The 22978-nt window shown below is 43.3% G+C and carries 16 protein-coding genes and 1 tRNA gene; 12 read left to right on the top strand and 5 right to left on the bottom strand.

The genetic code is table 11. From position 1 onward, the window contains the following. Nucleotides 1-118 precede the first annotated feature (118 nt). The 10 genes from AC1HCU_RS07160 to AC1HCU_RS07115 all read left to right on the top strand — a co-directional run bounded on the left by AC1HCU_RS07160 (nt 119) and on the right by AC1HCU_RS07115 (nt 16102). Complete coding sequence (locus tag AC1HCU_RS07160) at nt 119-1420, top strand: sulfatase family protein (RefSeq protein ID WP_480370847.1); 1302 nt, start codon at nt 119-121, stop codon at nt 1418-1420. Between the two features lie 44 nt (nt 1421-1464). Continuing rightward, the gene (locus AC1HCU_RS07155) at nt 1465-2634 is read left to right on the top strand and encodes a family 43 glycosylhydrolase (RefSeq protein WP_480370844.1); all 1170 of its coding nucleotides are present in this window, start codon (nt 1465-1467) and stop codon (nt 2632-2634) included. 4 nt (nt 2635-2638) lie between these two features. Next, on the top strand, nt 2639-3874 hold the full coding sequence (locus tag AC1HCU_RS07150) for a hypothetical protein (RefSeq protein WP_480370841.1): 1236 nt from the start codon (nt 2639-2641) through the stop codon (nt 3872-3874). 43 nt (nt 3875-3917) lie between these two features. Beyond that, nucleotides 3918-6458 (top strand): glutaminase family protein, encoded by a 2541-nt coding sequence (locus tag AC1HCU_RS07145; protein ID WP_480370838.1) that lies wholly within the window; start codon nt 3918-3920, stop codon nt 6456-6458. After that, nucleotides 6448-10458: a two-component regulator propeller domain-containing protein gene (locus tag AC1HCU_RS07140; protein WP_480370835.1), complete on the top strand. Its 4011-nt coding sequence runs from the start codon at nt 6448-6450 to the stop codon at nt 10456-10458. The genes AC1HCU_RS07145 and AC1HCU_RS07140 overlap by 11 nt, the downstream gene beginning before the upstream one ends. A gap of 187 nt (nt 10459-10645) precedes the next feature. Further along, on the top strand, nt 10646-12457 hold the full coding sequence (locus tag AC1HCU_RS07135; RefSeq protein WP_480370832.1) for a glycoside hydrolase family 2 protein: 1812 nt from the start codon (nt 10646-10648) through the stop codon (nt 12455-12457). A gap of 17 nt (nt 12458-12474) precedes the next feature. Next, the gene (locus AC1HCU_RS07130) at nt 12475-13515 is read left to right on the top strand and encodes a family 43 glycosylhydrolase (RefSeq protein ID WP_480370830.1); all 1041 of its coding nucleotides are present in this window, start codon (nt 12475-12477) and stop codon (nt 13513-13515) included. A 170-nt stretch (nt 13516-13685) separates the two neighbouring features. Then, the gene (locus AC1HCU_RS07125) at nt 13686-14828 is read left to right on the top strand and encodes an aldose epimerase family protein (protein ID WP_480371109.1); all 1143 of its coding nucleotides are present in this window, start codon (nt 13686-13688) and stop codon (nt 14826-14828) included. Between the two features lie 26 nt (nt 14829-14854). Further along, nucleotides 14855-15070, top strand: a complete 216-nt coding sequence (locus tag AC1HCU_RS07120; protein WP_480370827.1) for a DUF5652 family protein — start codon at nt 14855-14857, stop codon at nt 15068-15070. Between the two features lie 243 nt (nt 15071-15313). Beyond that, nucleotides 15314-16102 carry an NIPSNAP family protein gene (locus tag AC1HCU_RS07115; protein WP_321721960.1) on the top strand — a complete coding sequence of 263 codons (789 nt, stop codon included), beginning with the start codon at nt 15314-15316 and terminating at the stop codon, nt 16100-16102. Nucleotides 16103-16119: 17 nt separating this feature from the next. On the opposite strand, the gene nth is transcribed toward AC1HCU_RS07115, so the two are convergent. From nth to AC1HCU_RS07095, 4 genes are read right to left on the bottom strand one after another with little or no spacing between them, the layout of a single operon-like run. Further along, nucleotides 16120-16767 (bottom strand): endonuclease III, encoded by a 648-nt coding sequence (gene nth, locus AC1HCU_RS07110; protein ID WP_480370824.1) that lies wholly within the window; start codon nt 16765-16767, stop codon nt 16120-16122. 1 nt (nt 16768) lies between these two features. Further along, a complete protein-coding gene (locus tag AC1HCU_RS07105; protein ID WP_480370821.1) occupies nt 16769-18307 on the bottom strand; it encodes a M81 family metallopeptidase in 1539 nt (512 codons plus the stop codon). Between the two features lie 13 nt (nt 18308-18320). Beyond that, a complete protein-coding gene (locus tag AC1HCU_RS07100; protein WP_480370818.1) occupies nt 18321-19028 on the bottom strand; it encodes a 16S rRNA (uracil(1498)-N(3))-methyltransferase in 708 nt (235 codons plus the stop codon). Between the two features lie 8 nt (nt 19029-19036). Next, on the bottom strand, nt 19037-19636 hold the full coding sequence (locus AC1HCU_RS07095; protein WP_480370815.1) for a bifunctional nuclease family protein: 600 nt from the start codon (nt 19634-19636) through the stop codon (nt 19037-19039). Between the two features lie 140 nt (nt 19637-19776). Between AC1HCU_RS07095 and AC1HCU_RS07090 the strand changes: the two genes are divergently transcribed. Further along, nucleotides 19777-19852, top strand: a tRNA-His gene (locus tag AC1HCU_RS07090). Between the two features lie 101 nt (nt 19853-19953). Here the strand turns inward: AC1HCU_RS07090 and AC1HCU_RS07085 are convergent. Then, nucleotides 19954-20709 carry a TrmH family RNA methyltransferase gene (locus AC1HCU_RS07085; protein ID WP_480370813.1) on the bottom strand — a complete coding sequence of 252 codons (756 nt, stop codon included), beginning with the start codon at nt 20707-20709 and terminating at the stop codon, nt 19954-19956. A 234-nt stretch (nt 20710-20943) separates the two neighbouring features. Here AC1HCU_RS07085 and AC1HCU_RS07080 point away from each other — a divergent pair, with 234 nt between their 5' ends. Then, entirely contained in the window at nt 20944-22971 is a 2028-nt protein-coding gene (locus AC1HCU_RS07080; protein WP_480370810.1) for a transketolase family protein, read from the top strand. Nucleotides 22972-22978: the final 7 nt, after the last annotated feature.

Below are 22978 nucleotides of genomic sequence, written 5' to 3'. Positions count from 1 at the left end.
AGCTATGAAAAAAATAAGATTAATTTTTTTTACGTTATTGAGTTATTTGAGTAATGTCTTTTTTTTATCTTCAGCCCCTGGAAATGTGAAAAGTAACAGGCCAAACGTTCTGTTTATTATGGCTGACGACTGTACCTATAATGAAATCGGATGCTATGGAGGTAAAAATGCCCGGACTCCCAATATTGATAAATTGTCGGAAGAGGGCATCATGTTTAACAGGGCTTATGTGGGGATGTCCATGTCCGTACCGTGCCGGCATGAGTTGTATACAGGATTATATCCCCTGGAAAGTGGATGTGTATGGAACCATTCTCAGTCGAGACCCGGGACGAAGAGTGTTTTTCATTACCTGAACGATCTGGGATACAGAGTGGGTTTGACAGGGAAAAAGCATGTACAGCCACGGGATGTTTTCCCTTATATTGCTGTTCCGGGATTTGAAGAGAATTGTGTATTGGCCAAGGAGAAAAAAGAAGATCTTTCAGGAATAAAATCATTTATGGAAAAAGACAGAAACCAGCCTTTCTGTCTTTTCGTATGCTCAACAAGCCCGCACGCTCCCTGGACTTTAGGTGATGCGTCTGCATATCCGCCCGAAAAATTGATTCTTCCTCCTACATTGGGAGATACGCCTGAGGTGCGGGAGGCATATTCGCGCTATCTGGCAGAAATAACGTATTTCGACAGGCAAGTAGGGGAGGTTCTTAAAACGCTTGAGGAGACAGGATTAGCTGAAAATACAATCGTGATGCTATCTACGGAGCAAGGCTGGCAATTTAGCGGGGGAAAGTGGACAAATTGGGATATAGGCGTACACACGGGATTAATCGTTAAATGGCCTGGAGTAATTGATGGTGGTGCAAAGACAGATGCACTGGTTCAATATGCCGATATTACGCCTACTTTGATAGATGTTGCCGGAGGAAAAGCAAAAAAGAATTTGTCGGGTAAAAGCTTTCTAAAGGTTTTACTCGGCAAAAAGGATAATCACCGGGAATATGTTTACTGTATGCACAATAATGTACCCGAAGGAAAGCCCTATCCTATAAGAACTATTATCAGCGAAGAGTATCATTATATCCGGAATTTACTTCCCGACAGCACATACTTTGAAAAGCATCTAGAGGCTGCGGCACATAATGAAAATTGGTGGCAATCATGGAAAAGTGCAGGAGGGAGAAGTGAGAGGGAACGTTTTCTGGTCGATCGGTTTTATCACAGGCCAGCCGATGAACTTTATTCTGTCAAAGATGACCCGGATCAATTCAATAATCTGGCTAACAGTCGGGAATATGCCAGAATCAGGAAGAAACTTTACCGGGAACTTGAAAAATGGATGAAAAAACAAAATGATCCGGGAATTTCCGTAGACACACAATCAGCTTACAAAAACAAATATTATCACTTTATGAAGTAATCTTATTATAAGTAGGTTCGTATTCTTTAAAAAATAAGAAAAGTATGTATAAACTAAACCCAATAAGATTATCGAAGCTGTTTTTATTCGTATTCTTGACAGTTTCATTTGTAAAAGCTGAAGCCCAGACACCCCAGGTAATGTCCGGGTCCGAAATAGAATCCGGTCTCATGTCACATGACCGCGCTCTTTATATTAAAAAGCACTGGATCCGCGACCCTTATATCGTTTATGCGCCAGATGGTTTTTATTATTTGACCGGCACCACGCCCAATCCCGGGGATCCCCGTGAGAACAGAGATCCATACAATAAGGGTCTTTTTGAAGGAAGTATTGTTGGTGCAACCGTTCAGATCTGGCGTAGCCGTAGTCTCATCGACTGGGAATACCAGGGCGTATCTTTTACGACAAAGGATACGTATCATTATGATGATGAAAATAGAGCAGGAGTAAAGAGTCCAAACAAGAATTTTATATGGGCTCCTGAAATACATTGGGATGAAAACCGGAATAAATGGATACTTGTTCATTGCCCTCAGGTAAATAGCAGTTTTGTACTCTCCGATGGTAGCGATGTAAAAGGACCATGGATTCATACAATGGGCAAAAATTTTGATAAAAAGCATGATCCTTCCTTATTCAGGGATGATGATGGAACATGGTATGCCATTTGGGCAAATGCATATATCGCTCAGATAAGCAGCGATTTAACTCGTTTTGAGACAGAGCCCGTCTTTATTGAGCCGTCCGGGAGCCGCCCGGATCCGAAGAATCCCGGAAGTACAATAAGTCGTATAGGGCATGAGGGATGCACTATTAAAAAAATCGGAGGTAAATATGTTTTGTTTGGAACGGCCTGGTCCACCGATACTGGTAGAAAGGGATCTTATAACCTCTATTATACTGTAGCCGATAAAATAGTAGGACCTTACGGCCCAAGACGGTTTGCAGGCAGATTTCTCGGACATGGCACCCCTTTTCAGACAAAGGATGGAAAATGGTGGTGTACGGCATTTTATAATGGAGATGTTCCTCCTGTTAGCAGCAAGGGGATTCAAGATGTCGATCTTTCAGCAACAGCGCAAACAGTTAATCTGCAGGGAACAACCATTGTCCCTTTAGAGGTGAAGTTTCTTAAAAACGGAGAACTCTATATACGGGCAAAGGATCCTGCCTATGCCGTTCCCGGTCCTGATGAGAATCAGAAATTTTAATAAAATGAAAATAAGGCACTGTATTAAGAAAAGGATTTCCATTTTTGTCGTTGTCTTGTTATTTGTAATTTCCTGTTCAGGCAATGATATGTTTCCGGTAACGGAAGAACAGGCTCTTTCGGAAAAACCGGCCCGGAATATTCCGTTTGATACGGTGGACCTTTCGACCTGGTCCATGGCACTTGGGGTAAACTACAATGAGCAATTGCAGTTTATCAATTTCAATGATTTGAGACGAACGAAGACCACCTGGGTGAGAGGATTTATCGACTTCTTTCAATTATACGATTCGACCAAGGGACTGCATTCAGATGAAAGGATCAAGGATTATCTTTCACTCCAAAAGGAAGGATACAAAACCATCCTGAACATCAAATGGAACTTCCGGGAACGTAACGAGTCCCTACCGGCAGAGAATAGTACGGATTTTAAGGCTTATATGATTTTTTTGAATAAGCTTTTGGAACAGGTTTGGTATAGTACCGACTTGCTGGTGATTGGAAATGAACCGTTCATTGAAACAAAAGTTGCCGAACGTGACCAGCGTGTGGTTGATTTTTATAAAGCGGTAGCCCGAGTGGTGATGCAGTTTCGTGACGGTCATCCCGATCGGGATGTTCCGATTTTTGTTGGTGCTTTCAATAATTTGTATGAGGAAACCTGGCAAACCGCAGCTGTAAACAGCTTGCTTTCCTTTGTTGAAGAAGAGCCGGGTATTGCGGGTATCGATATACATATCCATCATTCTGAAATGGAACATATACCAGCGGCGTTAAGTTTTGTGAGCAACAGGATTCGGGAGAACCAAAAGATTATCGTAACTGAATTTTCTTTGATGAAATATTGGAAATCTCATCTGACAGATGCTGTTTCAGAAACCTTTGCCATGGCGTGGCAAATTGATCCGGCATGGAAAAATTACCAGTACATTGATTATGCATTGAAACATCCCCGCCCAATGAGTGAGTGGTATGCTTTTTTAAAGAATAGTCACTGGTTTGAATCGAGAAAACATTACCTGCACGAAGCATATACTTTGATGACTGGAAATCCCCGGTTCCTGGTAGCGACATATGCTATTCGGCAAAGTTTTCCCTATAATCAGGATTTTAAGAGTACCAGTGATCCCTGGATACTAAATGGCTTGTTTGCAAACCGGACCATCGAACAAGATACGCTATTAAAACAAACCCAGTTTAATTATTCTTTTATGGATAATTTTATTGAATTCCAGAAATAGAGAAAGTGACACAGAAAATTGATATACTTTTAATGATCAAAAAATGACTAAAATTAATTTACCCGTTTTTTCTATACTGTTGATATGCTTATTTGCAATCTCTTGTACCAGTAAGAATAAAGAGATTCCCGTGATTCCTGCAGATCTCACCACCGGACTCAGGGCACCGGCCTACCCGTTGGTAACTGTAGACCCTTATTTCAGCGGCTGGTCGTATACAAACAACTTGTACGACGATCAGGTCCGTCACTGGACCGGAAAAGAGTTCCCTTTGCTGGGTGCTCTAAGGGTAGATGGAGAGACCTATCGTTTCCTGGGAAAAGAAAACTTGCCCCTAAAACCATTTCTTTCAACTGTTCGCGAAGAAAAGTGGACGGGTAAATATACATTCGAACAACCAAATGGGGAGGAATGGAAAAACATCGATTTTAATGATACCGGATGGAAAACCGGAACTTCTGCGTTTGGTACGCCCAACGAACCCTCTTTGTCTACCCTGTGGCAAACCAAGGATATCTGGGTGAGACGTACATTCGATCTTGAAGAGGATGTGGCCGGCAAGACCATCATTTTACATTATTCTCATGATGATATTTTTGAGTTGTATATTAACGGAGTTCAGGTTGTGAAAACCGGTTATTCCTGGAAATATAACGTAGTGGAAGAGCTTTCAGAAGAAGTGAAGGCTACGCTGAAAAAAGGAAAAAATATCATCACAGCTCACTGTCATAATAGAACCGGAGGGGGATATGTTGACTTTGGCCTTTATGAAAAAGAAGATAATAAAACTTCATTTATTCAGACAGCTGTTCAGAAAACAGCCAGCGTGCTGCCCACGCAAACCATATATACCTTTGATTGTGGTCCGGTTGAACTGGATGTGATCTTCACGACCCCCTTGCTGATGGACGATCTGGATTTGCTTTCACGTCCTGTGAGCTACGTTTCATATCAGGTAAAGTCTAAAGACAATATGTCGCACGAAGTGCAGATATATTTGGAAGCTACGCCACAATGGGCAGTAAATGATGATAGTCAGCCTGTTGGTTTCGAAAAAATTGAAAAAGAGAAACTTCTTTTTCTTAAGACAGGCACCACGCAACAACCTGTCCTGGAAAAGAAAGGCGACAATGTTCGTATCGATTGGGGGTATTTTTATCTTGCAGGTCATCGTGACGAAAATTCTACTTTGAGCTTCGGCGATTACTGGACTATCAAGAAGGAATTTCAGACCACAGGACAAATTTCTGAAACACCGGCCGAAAAGCTTTCCGGAGATATGACAAAAAAGATGACAGCTCTTGGGTATAGTAGAAACCTGGGAAAGGTTGGCTCTGATAAGAAATCCGGTTTTATTATGCTAGGTTACGATGATATCTATTCGATTCAGTATTTTGAGAAAAATCTGAAAGCCTACTGGACTCACGATGGTAAAACCGACATCCTTCAGACATTTCAAAGCGCAGAGACCGACTATTCTCTGATTATGGAACGTTGCGACAATTTTAACCGGGCCATGATGGCGGATGCAGAAAAAGCGGGAGGTGTAAAATACGCAGAGTTGTGTGCCCTGGCTTATCGTCAGGCGATATCAGCCCATAAATTGGTGAAAGAAGAAGATGGAACCCTGTTGTTTTTCTCGAAAGAGAATAACAGCAACGGTTCCATAGGAACAGTGGATATAACCTATCCCTCATCACCGCTTTTCCTTATTTATAATCCGGAGCTGGTAAAAGGATTGATGAACCATATCTTTTATTACAGTGAAAGTGGAAAATGGACCAAGCCTTTTGCAGCACACGATGTGGGAACTTACCCCCTGGCTAATGGTCAAACTTACGGAGGCGATATGCCCGTGGAGGAATCCGGGAATATGCTGATCCTGACAGCGGCACTCGCTGAGGTAGAAGGCAATGCCGGGTATGCTGAAAAACATTGGGAAGTACTGACTACATGGACCGATTATCTGGTGAAGGAAGGGCTCGATCCTGCCAACCAGTTATGTACCGACGATTTTGCCGGACACTTTGCCCACAATGCCAATCTCTCTATTAAGGCAATCATGGGTATAGCTTCCTATGGGAAGCTGGCAGCGATGTTGGGAAAAACAGATGTCTCCGGCAGATACATGAAGGTTGCAGAAGAAATGGCTGCAAAGTGGGAAAAAATGGCAGATGATGGCGATCATTATAAACTTACTTTTGATAGATCGGGCACCTGGAGTCAGAAATACAATTTAGTTTGGGATAAATTGCTAAAATTTAATATCTTTGATCCGGAAATAGCGACAAAAGAGATGGCTTTTTATAAAACCAGACAAAACGAGTTTGGACTGCCTCTTGACAATCGTGCTACTTATACAAAGTCCGACTGGATTTTATGGACTGCGACACTTACCGGGAACAGCAATGACTTTGAAGCTTTGGCCGATTTGGTTTACAAATATGCAGATGAAACACCGTCTCGTGTACCTTTGAGCGATTGGCACGATACTGTCGAAGGCAAACGGGTGGGTTTCAAAGCCCGTTCTGTTGTGGGAGGCTATTTCCTGAAGATGCTTGAAGACAAATTGAATGAAAAATAGAATGGGGCAATTCAGATACTTACTCCTGTCAGCAGTATTGCTCTTAGGGTATGTTAATTTATATTCCTATCCCAACTACTCTTTTAAACACTATAATATCAATAACGGATTGTCTCAGAATACAGTTCGTTGCATACTCCAGGATAAAACGGGGTTTATGTGGTTTGGCACCAAGGATGGATTAAGCCGTTTTGATGGTAAGGCATTTAAGATATTTAAATTTTCACCCGATGGAGATCTTAAAAATAATGTTTTTCATCATATTCTCGAAGATAAAAATGGCAATATCTGGGTTGCAACAGAGGGAGGAATCTATATTTATAACCCCCTCATGGAGAAATTTGAACGGTTCCGCGTTGTTACCGGAAATAATGAATCCATAGATGGATGGATTAGTGATCTCGTGTCCGATTCTGAGGGAGATATATGGATATCGGTTGAAGAAAAAGGTGTTTTTCATTATAACTTCGAAACGAAAGACCTCATCTTATATCCTGTCAAAACTGTTCCCGGTGGAATGAGAATGATAGGTTTATGTGTGGGAAAGAATAATGATATATGGGTTTTCCCTTACGGACTTCCCATGATTCGTATCGATAAGGAATCTAAGCAAACATCGGAATTTCAAATAAAGGATGACCCGGACTTTTTTTATGGATTGGGCGAAATACGAAATGTAATTTCCGATGAAAACAACCAGTTGATTGTGCCCACATCCAATAAAGGACTGATAAGTATAAATACGATTAACAAGACTTGTCGTATTTTGCTGGACACCGATTCTTCAGGTGAACCTATCTTTGCACGTACAGTGAAAAGGATTGATAGCCAGACCTTCTGGGTGGGGACTGAATCGGGTGTGTATATATTAAATACGCTTGAAGGAACGGTAGTTAATCTGCGTCACGACAATTTAATCGCTACTTCATTATCCGACAATGCAATATATTCCATATGTAAGGATCGGGAAGGAGGTGTATGGGTGGGATCATATTTCGGAGGTGTAGATTATTATTCGGAGCAATTAAACAAATTTGAATTGTTTTATCCGATTCCTCAGGCAAATGATATGAAAGGATCAAGGGTGAGGGAGTTTTTTCCTGCAGATGATGAGAATATCTGGATTGGAACGGAAGATAACGGCCTTCACTTGTTCAATCCGTCCACAAGTTCCTTTCAGCCACTCCCCGGGCCTTTACAATCGCTCTATACTAACATTCATGCCTTATATCAGGATGGTGATTTTTTGTGGATAAGTACCTTCTCAAAAGGGTTGAACAGATACAATCTCAAAACAGGGAAACTGGTAACATATACATTTACCAATGATACAAACTCTATCAGTCATAATAGCACTTTTGCCATCTGTAAAAGTAGTCGGAATATATTATGGATTGGAACTTTATCAGGATTAAATATCTATAATTATCAATCGAATGACTTTACAAGGATTGATGAATTGAAAGGTATTGCCATACATGATATTTTTGAAGACAGCGACGGAAATATATGGATAGCCACTTTTTCGGATGGACTTTTCAGATATGAACCTGGTACATCGGAATGGACTATTTATATGAACAAGCCGGATGATTCAAACTCCCTGCCGTATAATACGGTAACCAGTGTTTTTGAAGATAGTAAAAGAAGGTTGTGGATTACAACGCAAGGTGGTGGATTCTGTCTTTTTAATAAAAATGATGAAACATTTACTACATTTGACACCACCCATGGGATGCCCAACAATGTAGTGTACCAGATCGTGGAAGATGATGAAAATAATTTATGGCTTTCGACCAACTACGGACTGGTACGATATAATCCACAGTCTGGAATGTTTAGGAATTATACCGTTGATAGTGGTTTGAGAACCAATCAATTCAATTATAAATCCAGTTATAAAACCTCCGACGGAACAATTTATTTTGGTTCAATAGATGGTATGGTCCGTTTTAATCCTTCAACTTTTAGAGAACCTAAACTTGATACACCTATTGTGTTCACGGAATTGTATATTAACAATGAACTGATAGGTCCGGGAGGGGAAAAATCAATATTGGAAAAAAGTATCCTTTACGAAGATGAACTGACTTTGCCTTATAATAAAAACTCTTTTAGACTGGAATATGCATTACTGAATTATTCTAATCTGAACGGCAGCCATATTTTGTACAGGCTGGAGGGGTTTGATAAAGAGTGGATTGACGGTAAAGGTAAACAAGACATCGTTTATTCTAACTTGAACCCCGGAAAATATCAGCTTACCGTGAAGCTTAGCGTCGAAGAAAATGAACAGGCGGAAAATATAAAAACACTTGTTATTAAAATTCGACCTCCATTCTGGATGAGTAGCTGGGCATATTTTATATATATTGTTTTATTCTTATTGAGTGGTTGGGCAATTTTCCGTTTTTTTAAAATACGGAACCATAGGATCCAACAAAATCAAATGCAACTATTTGAACAACAGAAAGAACGGGAACTATATCAGTCAAAAATAAATTTCTTTACCAATGTAGCTCATGAAATCCGTACACCTCTTACGCTGATTAAGGCACCGCTCGATCATGTATTAATGAGAGAAAAAGTGTCGGACAACATGAAAGAAAATTTGCAGATAATGAGTAAAAATACGGCCCGGCTCCTTAATCTGACCAATCAGCTTTTGGACTTTCGTAAAACTGAGTCTGAGGCATATCTGTTAAATCTTCAAACACAAAACGTGTCGGAACTGATCAGGGAAACCATCCTCCTCTTCAAGCCGATGGCAAATCATAATAAGATAACTCTTGAAACAGAGCTGCCAGAACAGGATATATTTGTTCAATTGGATAAAGAAGCGTTCCTGAAGATCGTCAGCAATCTGTTAAACAATGCCCTGAAGTATTGTGACCGGTTTGTCCGACTGGAGGCAACGATAAAAGAGAATGAAAAAAGAGAGTTTTATTTGCTTATTGAGAATGATGGAGAGGTGATTCCCCAGATATACAAAAAAGAAATCTTCAAGCCCTTTGTGCAGATTGGTACCAACCAGGATAAGAAAGCCACTGGAACAGGAATAGGGCTGGCGCTGGCAAGTTCGTTGGCCGAACTTCACGGTGGTTCCCTTTCACTTGAAAATGATGAAAGTTACAACCGCTTTCTACTGAAACTGCCGGTAAGAGATGTAAAACATGAAGAGATACTAAGTCCGGAAAAGGAAAATAGTGAAATCAGAATCGGTACGCCGGCCGGAATTCAAAATAAAGAAGCAACCCTGTTAATAGTGGACGATGATGTGGAGCTGCTCCAGTTTGAAGCAAGATTTCTCTCGGACCATTATCATGTATTGACAGCAGAAAATGGTGTGCAGGCCTTGGAACAACTCCGAAAATCCACAGTGAATCTTATTGTTACGGATGTGATGATGCCGGAGATGGACGGTTTTGAATTCACACAAAATGTGAAAGCGGATGTTGAATTCAGTCATATCCCGGTTATCCTGCTTACCGCCAAGGTGATGGCTCAATCCAAGGTGCAGGGGTATGAGTTGGGTGCTGATGCTTATCTCGAAAAACCTTTTTCTGTGGAAGTATTGCTGGCCAGAATAGAAAATTTACTTCAGAGCAGGGAAAAACTTAGGGAGTCTTTTCGGAAAAACCCCTTTATTGGCGCAACTACCGTCGCTTTAAACAAATCAGACGAAGCGTTTATTAAAAAATTAAATGAAGTGATACAGGATAACCTCTCCGACTCAGATTTCAATGTGGAAGACATGGCGGAACGATTCAACATGAGCAGGGCCAGCTTTTACCGTAAGGTAAAAGGGGTACTGGATTTAACCCCGAACGAATACATCCGGTTGGAACGGCTAAAAAAAGCGGCGCAGCTGTTAAAACAGGATGACTACAAAATAAATGAGATTTGTTACATGGTAGGATTCAACTCTCCTTCTTATTTTGCAAAGTGCTTTCAGCAGCAATTTGGTATTCTTCCGAAAGATTTTCAGGAACAAAAATAGTTTTGAGAAGAAATTGCTACCTTTTGACGAATATTTAGTGAAAAAGATTTTGAATTACCGGTATTTTCGTAATTCGAAACAAGCGTGTAAACAGTTATACCAAAGGACATGATTATTGCGAGTTTCATACACCCATAATAAAAAAATAATAATCGCACGAAAAGATATAAACCCTATAATATTTTTTATGAGAACAATTGTTACTTTATTATTTACACTACTTTTGACTTTCAATCTTACGGCGCAATGGCAGCCGGCAGGTGACAAAATCAAAACCCGCTGGGCAACAGAAATTGACGTGAATAGCGTGTTGCCTGAATATCCAAGACCAATCATGGAGCGAGCAGAGTGGCAGAATCTTAACGGACTCTGGAAATATGCCATCCAGCCGGTAGGCAAACAAAAACCGACTGGTTTTGAAGGAGACATATTGGTACCTTTCGCTATTGAGTCGAGTCTTTCAGGTGTTCAAAAACGTGTGGGTAGTGACAATGAACTGTGGTATCAACGTGATTTTTCTGTACCCTCCAAATGGAAAAATAACAAAATCCTGCTGCACTTCGGTGCTGTAGACTGGAAAGCCGACGTATGGGTAAACGATGTGAAAGTCGGACAACACACCGGCGGTTATACTCCGTTTTCCTTTGATATCACCCCGGCACTGGTCAATGGTAAAAATACCGTCATGGTGAAAGTATGGGATTCTACTGACCAGGGATACCAGCCCCGCGGAAAGCAGGTGAACAAGCCTGAAGGTATCTGGTATACACCTGTAACGGGTATCTGGCAGACGGTCTGGTTGGAACCAGTTCCCGAAACATATATAGAGAACCTTAAAATAACACCCGATATTGATAAGAATGTACTGAAAGTAGAAGCGTTCACAAGCGTGGTTGCACCGGCACAAAAGGTGGAAGTGAAAATTAAGGAGGGAGATAAAGTGGTAGCTTCGTCTCAATCTATCAACAATGAGCCCGTGGAGATTATCATGCCGGAGAATGTGAAGCTCTGGTCGCCCGACAGCCCTTACCTGTATGATGTGGAGGTGCTGCTCTGGAGTGGATCCAAACAGCTTGACAAGGTCGACAGTTACGCTGCCATGCGTAAGTACTCTGTCAGTCGTGACGACAAAGGGATTGTACGCCTTCAGCTCAATAACAAGGATCTGTTTCAGTTTGGTCCCCTCGATCAGGGATGGTGGCCCGACGGGCTCTATACTGCTCCAACCGATGAAGCATTGGAGTATGATGTGGTCAAAACAAAAGAACTTGGATACAATATGATCCGGAAGCACGTAAAGGTGGAACCGGCACGCTGGTACACACATTGTGATCGTCACGGGATGATTGTGTGGCAGGACATGCCCAATGGTGACAGAGGTCCGGAATGGCAGATGCGTCAGTATTTCACGGGTACGGAACGGGTGCGCTCGGCTGAATCGGAAGCCAATTACCGGAAAGAATGGAAAGAGATCATCGATTATCTTTACTCTTATCCTTCCATCGGGGTATGGGTTCCGTTTAACGAGGCCTGGGGACAATTTAAAACCCGGGAAATAACCGAATGGACAAAACAATATGATCCATCCCGTCTGGTAAATCCTGCTAGTGGTGGAAACCATTATACTGTGGGTGATATGCTCGATCTGCATCAATATCCTGCTCCCCGGCTCTATTTGTATGATGCACAGCGAGCTACAGTGTTAGGCGAGTATGGTGGTATAGGCTGGGCCAATAAGGAGCACCTCTGGGAACCCAACCGTAACTGGGGTTATGTACAGTTCAACAGCGCTAAGGAGGTGACGGATGAATATGTAAAATATGCCGAAGAACTGAAGCAATTGATCCGCCAGGGATTTTCTGCTGCAGTCTATACCCAGACAACCGATGTGGAAATAGAAGTAAACGGACTGATGACCTATGACCGTAAACTGGTGAAGGTTGAGGAAGCAAGAGTGAGAAAAGTAAATCAGGAGATATGCAATATCTTGAACGACTAACCTTTTCACTGTTTACAATGAAGACATTTTTTAAAAGCTCTCTCATCTGCAAGACAGGTGAGGGAGCCTGTTTGCTACTTATCCTCACTACACTCCTTTTCTCGTGCAAAACGCAGAAAACGGCGATAGAGAAATCTTATGAAACGGAAAATATCTATAATAATCCTGTCATAAACTATAGTCTGCCTGATCCGACAATCATAAAATCGGGAGATGGTTATTTTTATCTCTATGCTACCGAAGATATGAGGAATACACCTATTCATCGTTCAAAAGATCTGGTTAACTGGGAAATGGTGGGAAAAGCTTTCACCAATGAAACGCGTCCCACATTTGAACCTCGTGGCGGACTATGGGCTCCCGACATCAATTATATCAACGGCCAGTATGTGCTCTACTACTCCATGTCGGCCTGGGGCGGAGAATGGACCTGTGGTATAGGCGTGGCTACCGCAGACGATCCCGGGGGACCTTTCACCGACCAGGGTAAACTTTTTCGCAGCAATGAAATTGATGTGCAAAATTCCATCGATCAGTTTTATATTGAAGAGAAAGGCAGGAAATATCTTTTTTGGGGAAGCTTCAGGGGCATTTACGCTATCGAGCTTTCATCCGATGGCCTTTCTCTGAAGCCGGGAGCTGAAAAGCGTCAGGTAGCAGGTACAGCTTATGAGGGGGTTTATATCCATAAGCGAAATGGTTATTACTATATGTTCGCCTCCATCGGATCCTGCTGCAAGGGCCTGAACAGTACCTATACCACTGTTGTAGGGCGGTCAAAAGATCTTTTCGGGCCTTATACTGACAAACTGGGACGAACCATGATGGAGAATCATCATGAGATTGTGATTCAAAAAAATGCCAAATTTGTGGGAACCGGACATAATTCTGAAATTGTGAAGGATAAAAAGGGCACAGACTGGATTTTTTATCACGCAGTGTCTGTGGATAATCCAAAAGGACGTGTGCTGATGATGGATCAGATAAGGTGGAAAAACAACTGGCCCTATATTGAAGGAGGAACTCCTTCACTGGAGGCTGTGAAGCCGGTCTTTTGAATTCGGCCGCTGCTTTCGTAACGTATCATGCTCCGCGTTCGCACAACTCTCCCCTACAAGGAGAAGAGATTTTTAACTGTTTATGTGCTTTTAAAAAAGAAATCATGTAAATTTGTAAAAGAATGAACGAAATGTACAAACTTTAAATATAAATTTGAAAAATTATGAGACTGAATCAATTGTTCCTGTTACTGGCAGTCATTGCCATGGCGGGTTGTGTCAACAAACAAAAAGAGGCTCCCGCGGAGCAGGCAACCCTCTCGGGACTGAAAAAAAGCAATTTTCAATCAGTGGTTAACGGAGATTCCACCAATCTGTATGTACTGACGAATGCCAATGGCGTAGAGGTAACACTGACCAACTATGGAGGACGCATTGTGTCTGTGATGGTCCCCGACAGAGAAGGTAATATGAAAGATGTGGTGCTCGGATTTGATAAGATCGATGACTACGTGAACGTGAATAATAACTTCGGAGCAACCATTGGCCGTTACGGTAACCGGATTGCCAACGGGAAGATTACCGTGGAGGGTGTGGAATATCAACTGCCGAAAAATAACTTTGGTCATACTCTGCACGGTGGTCCGAAAGGGTTCGACAAGAAAGTTTTTAATGCAGAGCAGATTAATGACCAAACCGTGGTGTTTACTTGTCTCTCGAAAGATGGTGAAGCAAACTTTCCCGGTAATCTCGACGTAAAGGTAACCATGACATTGACCGATGACAACGCCATTGATCTGCAGTATGAAGCCACAACCGACAAGGAGACTGTAGTGAACCTGACTAACCATTCCTACTTCAACCTGAGCGGCGACGGCAACAACACCATCCTAAACGATTCGCTCACAATTTATGCTGATGCGTTCACGCCGGTGGACGACACCTTCATGACTACAGGTGAGATCAGCCCGGTAGAAGGTACGCCGATGGACTTCAGAACACCTGCAGCCATTGGTGCAAGGATTGACAACTACGACTATGCACAGCTGAAAAACGGAGATGGTTATGATCACAACTGGGTACTGAATACCCGGGGAGACGTGACGCAGGTGGCGGCTACGGTTTATTCTCCCGCAACGGGTATCGTTCTGGACGTCTATACAGATGAACCGGGCGTGCAGGTTTATACCGGTAACTTCCTCGATGGCACCGTAACCGGAAAGAATGGTGCGGTGTATGCCAAACGCAATGCTATCTGTCTGGAGACACAGAAATATCCCGATTCTCCTAACAAGCCCGACTGGCCATCACCCTATCTGAAGCCAGGAGAAAAGTATACCAGTCGCTGTATATACAAGTTTTCGGTGAAGTAACCATCATTCCTGAATTGATTAAGAGTATGGAAAGCTTGTCCCATCTTCCTGTCTGGCTGATCATAGTGATCATCATACTGGCCTTGTTCGATTCGGTGATGAAGCTGATTGCACTCTGGAAGGCAGCCCGAAACAATCATCTGGCCTGGTTTGTCTGTCTGGCTATTTTCAATACCATTGGCTTACTGCCAATCATTTACCTGGTAATGAACAAGCAAAAAGCATTTCCAACGGCCGGATAACAGCCATCTGTAATGTCTTACGAAGAGGATGAGGCGCCCTGTATGTGATTCATCCTCTTTTACTTTTCTAACCCATTAAAAAACTGATCATGAAGAAAAGAAATGAGCAGCGAGTTGGAGGATTATTTTATAATGATTATCCGGTTTTAAATATATAAACTTTTATTTAAATTTGTCTGAGTGAAATATCTTTTTCGAGTGATAAGTCGATTAAACACAAATACAATAATAAACAATAATTGCATGAAAACAAAAACTTTACTTACCATCGTGATGGCCTTATTGATCACTCCACAGTTGCTCTGGTCAAAACCAAAAAAGGAGAAACAGGAGTTCTACCAGCTTACCGTGTACCATTACAATACAGTCAGTCAGGAAAAAATACTGGATAATTATTTTCAGAGTGCACTTATTCCGGCCTTGCACGACATGGGTATAAAATCTGTAGGAGTCTTTAAATCCATTGCAAACGATACCTCTGAGAATAAGACCCTCTATGTTTTTATTCCGATAAAAACGTTGAGCATGACTGATAAAATTAACGGAAAGCTGCTCAAGAATGAAAAATTTAAATTGGCCGGCAAAGAATACCTGGATGTAAAGTATAATTCCCCTGCCTACATGCGCATGGAAACGATTTTACTTAAGGCTTTTGCCTTTTCTCCTGTCATGAAGTTGCCTAAGCTTGCTTCCCCAAAAAATCAACGTGTATATGAGTTGAGGAGTTATGAAAGTGCAAGCGAAAGCCTATTCCGTAACAAAGTGCATATGTTCAATGAAGGTGGTGAAATTGATATTTTTACTAAATTGAACTTCAATGCAGTATTTTACAGTGAAGTGATTGCGGGATCACAAATGCCTAATCTGATGTATATGACAACATTTGAAAATAAGGCAGACAGAGATGCACATTGGGCCTCATTCAGGATAGATCCTGACTGGAAAGACCTTTCTTCACGTCAGGAATACAAAAACAATGTTTCACGCAGTGTAATCACATTTCTTCGTCCAGCAGAATATTCAGATTTTTGATAACAGGAAAGCTGGTATCATGATTTTATAATATTTTTCGCATAATATTTGCACCAATCCCTGAGTCCGCAGATTTCGCATTTGGGTTTCCGCGCCACGCAGATATAGCGGCCATGTAAAATGAGCCAGTGATGCGCTTTTGAGAGCAACTCCCGAGGAATATATTTTACCAGTTCGCGCTCGGTCTCAAGTGGTGTTTTGGAATTGTCAGTCAGACCGATGCGATTGGCTACACGGAACACATGCGTGTCTACCGGCATCGCCGGCATGTCGAAGGCTACAGCCAGCATTACATTGGCCGTTTTGCGGCCCACTCCGGGGAGGGTGAGTAAAGAGTCAATATCTGTAGGGACTTGACCCGCAAAATCGGAAACCAGTTTCCGGGCCATGCCGACCAGATTTTTTGCCTTGCTGTTGGGGTAGGAGCAGGATCGGATATATCCGTAGACCGCTTCCGGGGTTGCAGCAGCCATCACCTCCGGCGTGGGATAGGTTTCAAAGAGTGCAGGTGTGGTCATGTTCACCCGCTTGTCGGTACATTGAGCGGATAAGATCACGGCCACAAGCAATTGATAATTGTTTGCATAATGCAACTCTGTCTCTGCCGATTCTGCGTTAACCCTAAACCAGTCGAGAGTTTTTTTGTAACGTTCTTTTTTTGTCATATTATTTTAAAAGAGGTATGAAGCGCGCACTCAGGTCCGGATCTTCCATGTCGGAATCGAGAGGGAAGATGGGACGCATTATGCGGTTATACGGGAGCCTTAGCAGGTCCTGATCCACACCGCCAGGGGTGAGTGCCATAAGCCAGTCTCCCCGCATATCATATAATTCGGGCACCAGGTACCCGATCTTAACCACAAGAATGTCAGCTTCCCGCGGATTCAGTCCCAGATCGGTGAACTGCTTCTCGTAATGGTAAGCATTCCTTTTTTCGGTGACAATGGTGTAGATATTCCCACTCTTCACTGCCACTTCATTGTTGGTGCTATCTTCTTTTACTGCCGTAACGATTCCCTTCAACTGAATGGGAGGTGCAAAACGGTTGTCCACTTCTGCACCGGCAGTGCCTTCCACCTCTGCGCCTATACCGGCTTCAATTGCCTTCTCAACAAAGTCAGCACCGGGAATAGAGGCATAGATGACTGTCTTGCCACTTTTTTGCAAGGCGGAATGTTTAAATAACTCCTGCAGTGTCCAGGTTACATCACCGGCACCACCGGCGGTGGGGTTGTCACCCATGTCGCTGATAATAAAAGGCTTGTTTTTACTGACCAACGCTTTCTCCAGTGCTTCACCCAGATATGTGGCGGGAGCCACAAATCCGAAATCCTTCCGAACATTCCAAAAATGACGTGCCAACTTCTCTGCCGCTTTTGCCACTGCTTCCTTATCGTCACCATAGGCCATCACTACACCGTGGTTCCGTGGTTCGTCGGCCCAGGGATAGGACATCCAGATGGCAGCATCAATCACGTTGTCTCCATCCAGGACGCCAGGGATACCTGCATACAGACTTTTTCCCGGTTCAATGCGGGTACTTGTTTTTTCACCGGGGAGAAGGATAGGAACAGGAATCCAGGCTTTATACGCCGGTTTCCCCTTGCCATTTTCCAGGCGGCTCAATAGATTAATTACCGCCCGTTTTTTCGATTCAATGGCATCTTCATGCGGTGCCAGCCTGTAGCATGTAATCAGGTCGCTGTTCTGTGCAAGCCGGGGTGATACACTGCCATGGAGATCCATCGAAGTGGATATCAGTACATGATTGCCAACTACCTCACGAATACGAATCAGAAAATCACCTTCGGGATCGTCGAGGCCCTGCACGCTCATCGCTCCGTGAATATCAAAGAAAAGTCCGTCAAGCGGCAGTGTTTCCTTTAGCATATCAAGTGTTTTTGCCACGAGCGACTCATATGCTTCACGTGTGACAATCCCGCCTGGCATGGCATGCCCGCGCAGGGTGGGAAGCCAGACGGCACGGTTGACAATGCCTGAATCGGCTGCAAAAAAGGGGTAATAAGTGAAAACTTCTTCTCCTGTACGCGACCGGAAAGCCTCCTCATGGGATATAGCCGGAGAGAAGGTGCTCGACTCAATGGCAATACCAGCGATGGCAACGCGCGGCAAATCCTTTTGGACACTTTTGTTACAACCCATGCAAAGAAGCATTGAGAGGAGGAGTAAGTAATTTCTTTTCATCACACCGGTTTTATTACTGGTTGTTGAGGACATGAATTGTATGTGTGGCTACAAGACAGGCAGTCTCGGTACGAAGTCTTGTTTCCCCAAGACTCATAGACTCAAATCCGTTTGCAATGGCACTGCCGACCTCTTCTTCGCCAAAATCACCTTCCGGACCTATCAGGATCAGCACATTTTCACCCTTTCTGTATGTTTGGGCAAGCGGCTTTTTCGGAAGATTATGGCAGTGGGCTATAAATTTTCTCCCTTCAAAGGGACGGGTTATAAAATCAGAAAAGCGGGTCAGCTCGTCAATAATTGGAAGAAAAGCCTGTTGAGACTGTTTCATGGCCGATACGGCAATCTTTTCCAGGCGCTCTTTTTTCAGTTCCTTCCGTTCGGAGTAACAGCTCAAAAGAGGAGTAAACCGATCAATACCTATTTCGACGGCTTTTTCCACAAACCATTCGTTCCGATCCATCTGTTTGGTGGGTGCAAAACCTATCTGAAGCAGGAAATCCCGGTTTTTAGCCATCTCAGTCCTATGTTCAATGCTCACGATACAATGTTTCGGGTGTGCTTCCATGAGCGTACATTCATAGAGAAATCCCTGTCCGTCGGTGACGGTCAATTTATCACCTTCACGCATCCGAAGGACCTTCACGCAATGTTGGGACTCCTGGGGAGGTAGTTGCGGAAATGTTGCAATAGCAGGGCAGAAGAAGAGCGTATTCAACATATTCTCTTTCAGAATTTATTTTCTCTACGGTTGATTTCATCACGTAAACGGGTTGCCAGCTCGTAATTCTCCTCATTCACGGCATCTTTCAGGCGATGTTTCAGCGTGTCGAGATGAATATCAGACAGTTCTTCTTCCGATTGTACCCCTTCATCCGGAATAAACGGTTCGGGAGAACCGGAGGGCGATTGTTCATCGAAGACGATGGCCATATTTTGCATAATCTCTTCCGTGGTGTATATGGGTGAATGAGTACGTATCGCCAGTGCTACTGCATCGGAAGTGCGGGAGTCGATACGGTATTCGTTGTCGTTTTGACGTAATAAGAGTTCGGCAAAAAAAGCGCCATCCTCAAATTTATAAATCAATACTTCAACCAGCTCTATACCCAGTTGTTCCCAGATGGAACAGATCAGGTCATGTGAAAGCGGCCTTGGAGGTGTGATACCTTCCATCACAATGGCGATGGACTGTGCCTCGGGAGTCCCGATGACAATGGGAAGCCGGCGTATGCCTGTATCTTCGGCGAAGATGAGCGCGTATGCCCCTGCCTGTACCTGACTAAAGGAGATTCCCAGGATGGATAGTTTGATTCTTTTAGTACCCATGATCTGTTTTTTTATCTATATTACCTCAAATGTACAATTTTTTTATGCATGAAAGCCTTCAAAATATTTTTTTAAAAAAAACAGGCTTATTTGGGTGGAAAATGATAAAAAAAAACTATCTTTGCACCCGATTACAATACGGTGGTTGTAGCTCAGTTGGTTAGAGCGTCGGATTGTGGTTCCGAAGGTCGCGGGTTCGAGCCCCGTTTTCCACCCATATCTCATTATTTATGAGATGTTTATTCTCTTTAGATTTGTTTTAGGTGATCACGTATTTCTTCAATACGTGATTTTTTTTGCCTTTCCGGAAATCAGTATTAAAAAGTTCTTCTGCGGAATTCGGAACAGATAATTGCTGTGGCTGCTGCCACATTCAATGATTCGGAAGTTGTACGGTTCAGCGGAAAATTGGGTATGAAAAGTTTCCGGCCGATACGTTTGGCCGTCTCCGGCCTGATACCTTTCCCTTCACTGCCCATCACGATCAGCCCCTCTGTTGACAACTCCTTTGTGTATATATTTTCGCCGTCCAAAAACGTACCATAAACGGGCAGGTGACTGTTTTTTGTTAAAAAAAAGGCAATGTCTGTATAACTGACTCTTACACGGGCAATAGCACCCATCGTTGCCTGTACCGTTTTGGGATTAAAAAGATCGGCGGTGTCCGGTGAACAGACAATGTGACCGATGCCAAACCAGTCGGCAATGCGTACGATCGTACCCACATTGCCGGGATCCTGGACTCCGTCGAGGACAAGTGTTAATTTATCCTTTAATATAATTTCCTCCAGCTTGTTTTCCGGTTGGTGAAAAACAGCGATAACCGGTGGGCATGTGGTCAGCAAAGTTGCTTTCTTCAGTTCACTTATATTTGCTTCCACAATCTCTTCAGCCCTTATCTCAGGATACGTAGCCAGTATCTCCGGAGTTGCCGCCAGGAACTGACAACGGCAGGTTTCCAGTAAATCGAATACCAGTTTTATACCTTCAGCCACAAAGGTGTGGTGCTCATCACGGAACTTTTTTTCTTTGAGGGACCGGATATATTTTATTTTGTTGTTGCTTAAACTCATAGTGTTTGTTAGTTGCACTTCACGCATAATTCGGCATCGTGCGTTACTTTTTCCTGTAAAAGTAGCAATTTAATTGTAACATTTTGCACCAGATGCATTGAAAGAAAGAGAATGAAGGTTCGTTGTCATTAAATTGTGCAAACATATCATTCTTGTAAGGGTGATAATTTCAAAAAATAGTTATCTTTGCGGTTATCAGTTTACATCGATAACCGATGACAGAATTAATAATCTATGAATGAAAAAGTAATTATGAACAAAGCAGCCGATAATATCCGCATATTTTCGGCTTCGATGGTGGAACGTGCAAAATCCGGACACCCGGGAGGTGCAATGGGGGGAGCGGATTTTATCAATGTCTTATTTTCAGAATTTCTGGAATATGATCCTGAGGACCCCACATGGGCGTCGAGAGACCGTTTCTTCCTTGACCCCGGTCACATGTCTGCCATGCTCTACTCGGTGCTTTGTTTAAGCGGAAAATTTTCATTGGATGAATTAAAGGAATTCCGGCAGTGGGGCAGTCCCACGCCGGGACATCCGGAAAAAGATCTGAGCCGGGGAATAGAGAATACTTCCGGCCCGCTGGGACAGGGACATGCCTTTGCTGCCGGTGCAGCTATTGCTGCCAAATTCCTACAGGCGCGACTCGGGAATGATGTGATGGATCATACCATTTACAGCTTTATTTCGGATGGAGGTATTCAGGAAGAAATATCGCAGGGAGTAGGAAGAATTGCCGGGCACCTCGGTTTGAGCAATCTGATCATGTTCTACGACTCCAACGCAATACAGCTGTCGACAACCACCTCCGAAGTGACAAGTGAAGATGTGGCGAAGAAATATGAGGCCTGGAAGTGGAAAGTGATTACCATAGATGGCAACAATGTGGATGAGATACGCAGGGCTCTTACAGAAGCCAAAGCCGAAAAAGAGAAACCCACCCTGATCATCGGTAATACGATCATGGGACGTGGTGCACTGGCAGCTGACTGCTCATCATTCGAATGTCAGGTTTCCACCCATGGACAACCACTGAGTGCTGCCGGAGCCGATTTTGATCAAACGATCAAGAACCTGGGTGGTGATCCTGCAAATCCTTTTGTAATCTTCCCCGAAGTGAAGCAACTCTATGAAAAACGTATGCTGGAACTGAAGGAAATGGTATCTGTAAAAAAAGCAAAGGAAAGAGAGTGGGAGAGTGTAAATCCGGAGTTGGCTGCAAAGAAAATGAAATGGTTCTCTCATGAACTCCCGGAGATCGATTGGAGCGTCATTCAGCAAAAACCGGGAATCGCCACTCGCGCAGCTTCCGCCACAGTGTTGGGTGTACTGGCACAGCAGGTGGAAAACATGGTGGTTGCTTCGGCCGACCTTTCCAATTCCGACAAGACTGATGGCTTTTTGAAATATACAAAAGCCTTTGCAAGGGATGATTTCTCAGGTGCCTTTCTGCAGACAGGTGTTTCTGAATTTACCATGTCGTGTCTTTGTATCGGTATGAGTTTGCACGGTGGTGTAATTCCTGCATGCGGTACCTTTTTCGCATTTTCCGACTACATGAAACCATCCATTCGTGTGGCGGCCTTAATGGAAACACCGGTTATTTTTATATGGACACACGATGCATTTCGTGTGGGTGAGGATGGACCCACTCATCAACCGGTTGAGCAGGAAGCTCAGATCCGTCTGCTGGAAAAACTACAAAACCATCATGGACAAAACTCCATGCTTGTGCTTCGCCCGGCTGACGCGAACGAAACGACCGTCGCATGGAAAATGGCGTTTGAGAATAAGAATACCCCCACGGGTCTTATCCTTTCCCGCCAGAACATAAAAGATCTCCCTGCCAGGGAGTCACGCTTCAAAGAGGCACTTCAGGCTAGCAGGGGTGCTTATATTGTACAGGATGAAGAAGATTACGATGTGATTCTACTGGCTTCAGGATCGGAAGTAGCCACACTTGTGGAAGGCGCGGATTTACTAAGGGCTGAAGGGGTGAAAATACGCATCGTTTCCGTTCCTTCCGAAGGGCTATTTCGTAGTCAAACAGCAGATTACCAAGAATATGTATTGCCAAAAGGAAAAAGAAAATTCGGAATGACTGCCGGTTTACCTGTAACACTTGAGGGACTTGTAGGTGCCGATGGAGAGGTATGGGGAATGAACTCCTTCGGATTTTCGGCACCCTATAATGTACTCGACGAGAAACTGGGGTATACGGGAAGAAATGTATATGAACAGGTAAAAAGAATATTGTAAAAATAAA

This window comes from Proteiniphilum sp. LBM24028 (genome assembly GCF_056629195.1).
Note: the sequence above shows the minus strand (reverse complement) of the source record. Positions and strands in the feature narration are given on the sequence as shown.

Excerpts from the sequence above, each read along its gene's own strand:
- AC1HCU_RS07160 (WP_480370847.1), top strand. The coding sequence starts at position 119 with ATGGCTGACGACTGTACCTATAATGAAATCGGATGCTATGGAGGTAAA.
- AC1HCU_RS07155 (WP_480370844.1), top strand. The coding sequence starts at position 1,465 with ATGTATAAACTAAACCCAATAAGATTATCGAAGCTGTTTTTATTCGTA.
- AC1HCU_RS07150 (WP_480370841.1), top strand. The coding sequence starts at position 2,639 with ATGAAAATAAGGCACTGTATTAAGAAAAGGATTTCCATTTTTGTCGTT.
- AC1HCU_RS07145 (WP_480370838.1), top strand. The coding sequence starts at position 3,918 with ATGACTAAAATTAATTTACCCGTTTTTTCTATACTGTTGATATGCTTA.
- AC1HCU_RS07140 (WP_480370835.1), top strand. The coding sequence starts at position 6,448 with ATGAAAAATAGAATGGGGCAATTCAGATACTTACTCCTGTCAGCAGTA.
- AC1HCU_RS07135 (WP_480370832.1), top strand. The coding sequence starts at position 10,646 with ATGAGAACAATTGTTACTTTATTATTTACACTACTTTTGACTTTCAAT.
- AC1HCU_RS07130 (WP_480370830.1), top strand. The coding sequence starts at position 12,475 with ATGAAGACATTTTTTAAAAGCTCTCTCATCTGCAAGACAGGTGAGGGA.
- AC1HCU_RS07120 (WP_480370827.1), top strand. The coding sequence starts at position 14,855 with ATGGAAAGCTTGTCCCATCTTCCTGTCTGGCTGATCATAGTGATCATC.
- AC1HCU_RS07115 (WP_321721960.1), top strand. The coding sequence starts at position 15,314 with ATGAAAACAAAAACTTTACTTACCATCGTGATGGCCTTATTGATCACT.
- nth (WP_480370824.1), bottom strand. The coding sequence starts at position 16,767 with ATGACAAAAAAAGAACGTTACAAAAAAACTCTCGACTGGTTTAGGGTT.
- AC1HCU_RS07105 (WP_480370821.1), bottom strand. The coding sequence starts at position 18,307 with ATGAAAAGAAATTACTTACTCCTCCTCTCAATGCTTCTTTGCATGGGT.
- AC1HCU_RS07100 (WP_480370818.1), bottom strand. The coding sequence starts at position 19,028 with ATGTTGAATACGCTCTTCTTCTGCCCTGCTATTGCAACATTTCCGCAA.
- AC1HCU_RS07095 (WP_480370815.1), bottom strand. The coding sequence starts at position 19,636 with ATGGGTACTAAAAGAATCAAACTATCCATCCTGGGAATCTCCTTTAGT.
- AC1HCU_RS07085 (WP_480370813.1), bottom strand. The coding sequence starts at position 20,709 with ATGAGTTTAAGCAACAACAAAATAAAATATATCCGGTCCCTCAAAGAA.
- AC1HCU_RS07080 (WP_480370810.1), top strand. The coding sequence starts at position 20,944 with ATGAATGAAAAAGTAATTATGAACAAAGCAGCCGATAATATCCGCATA.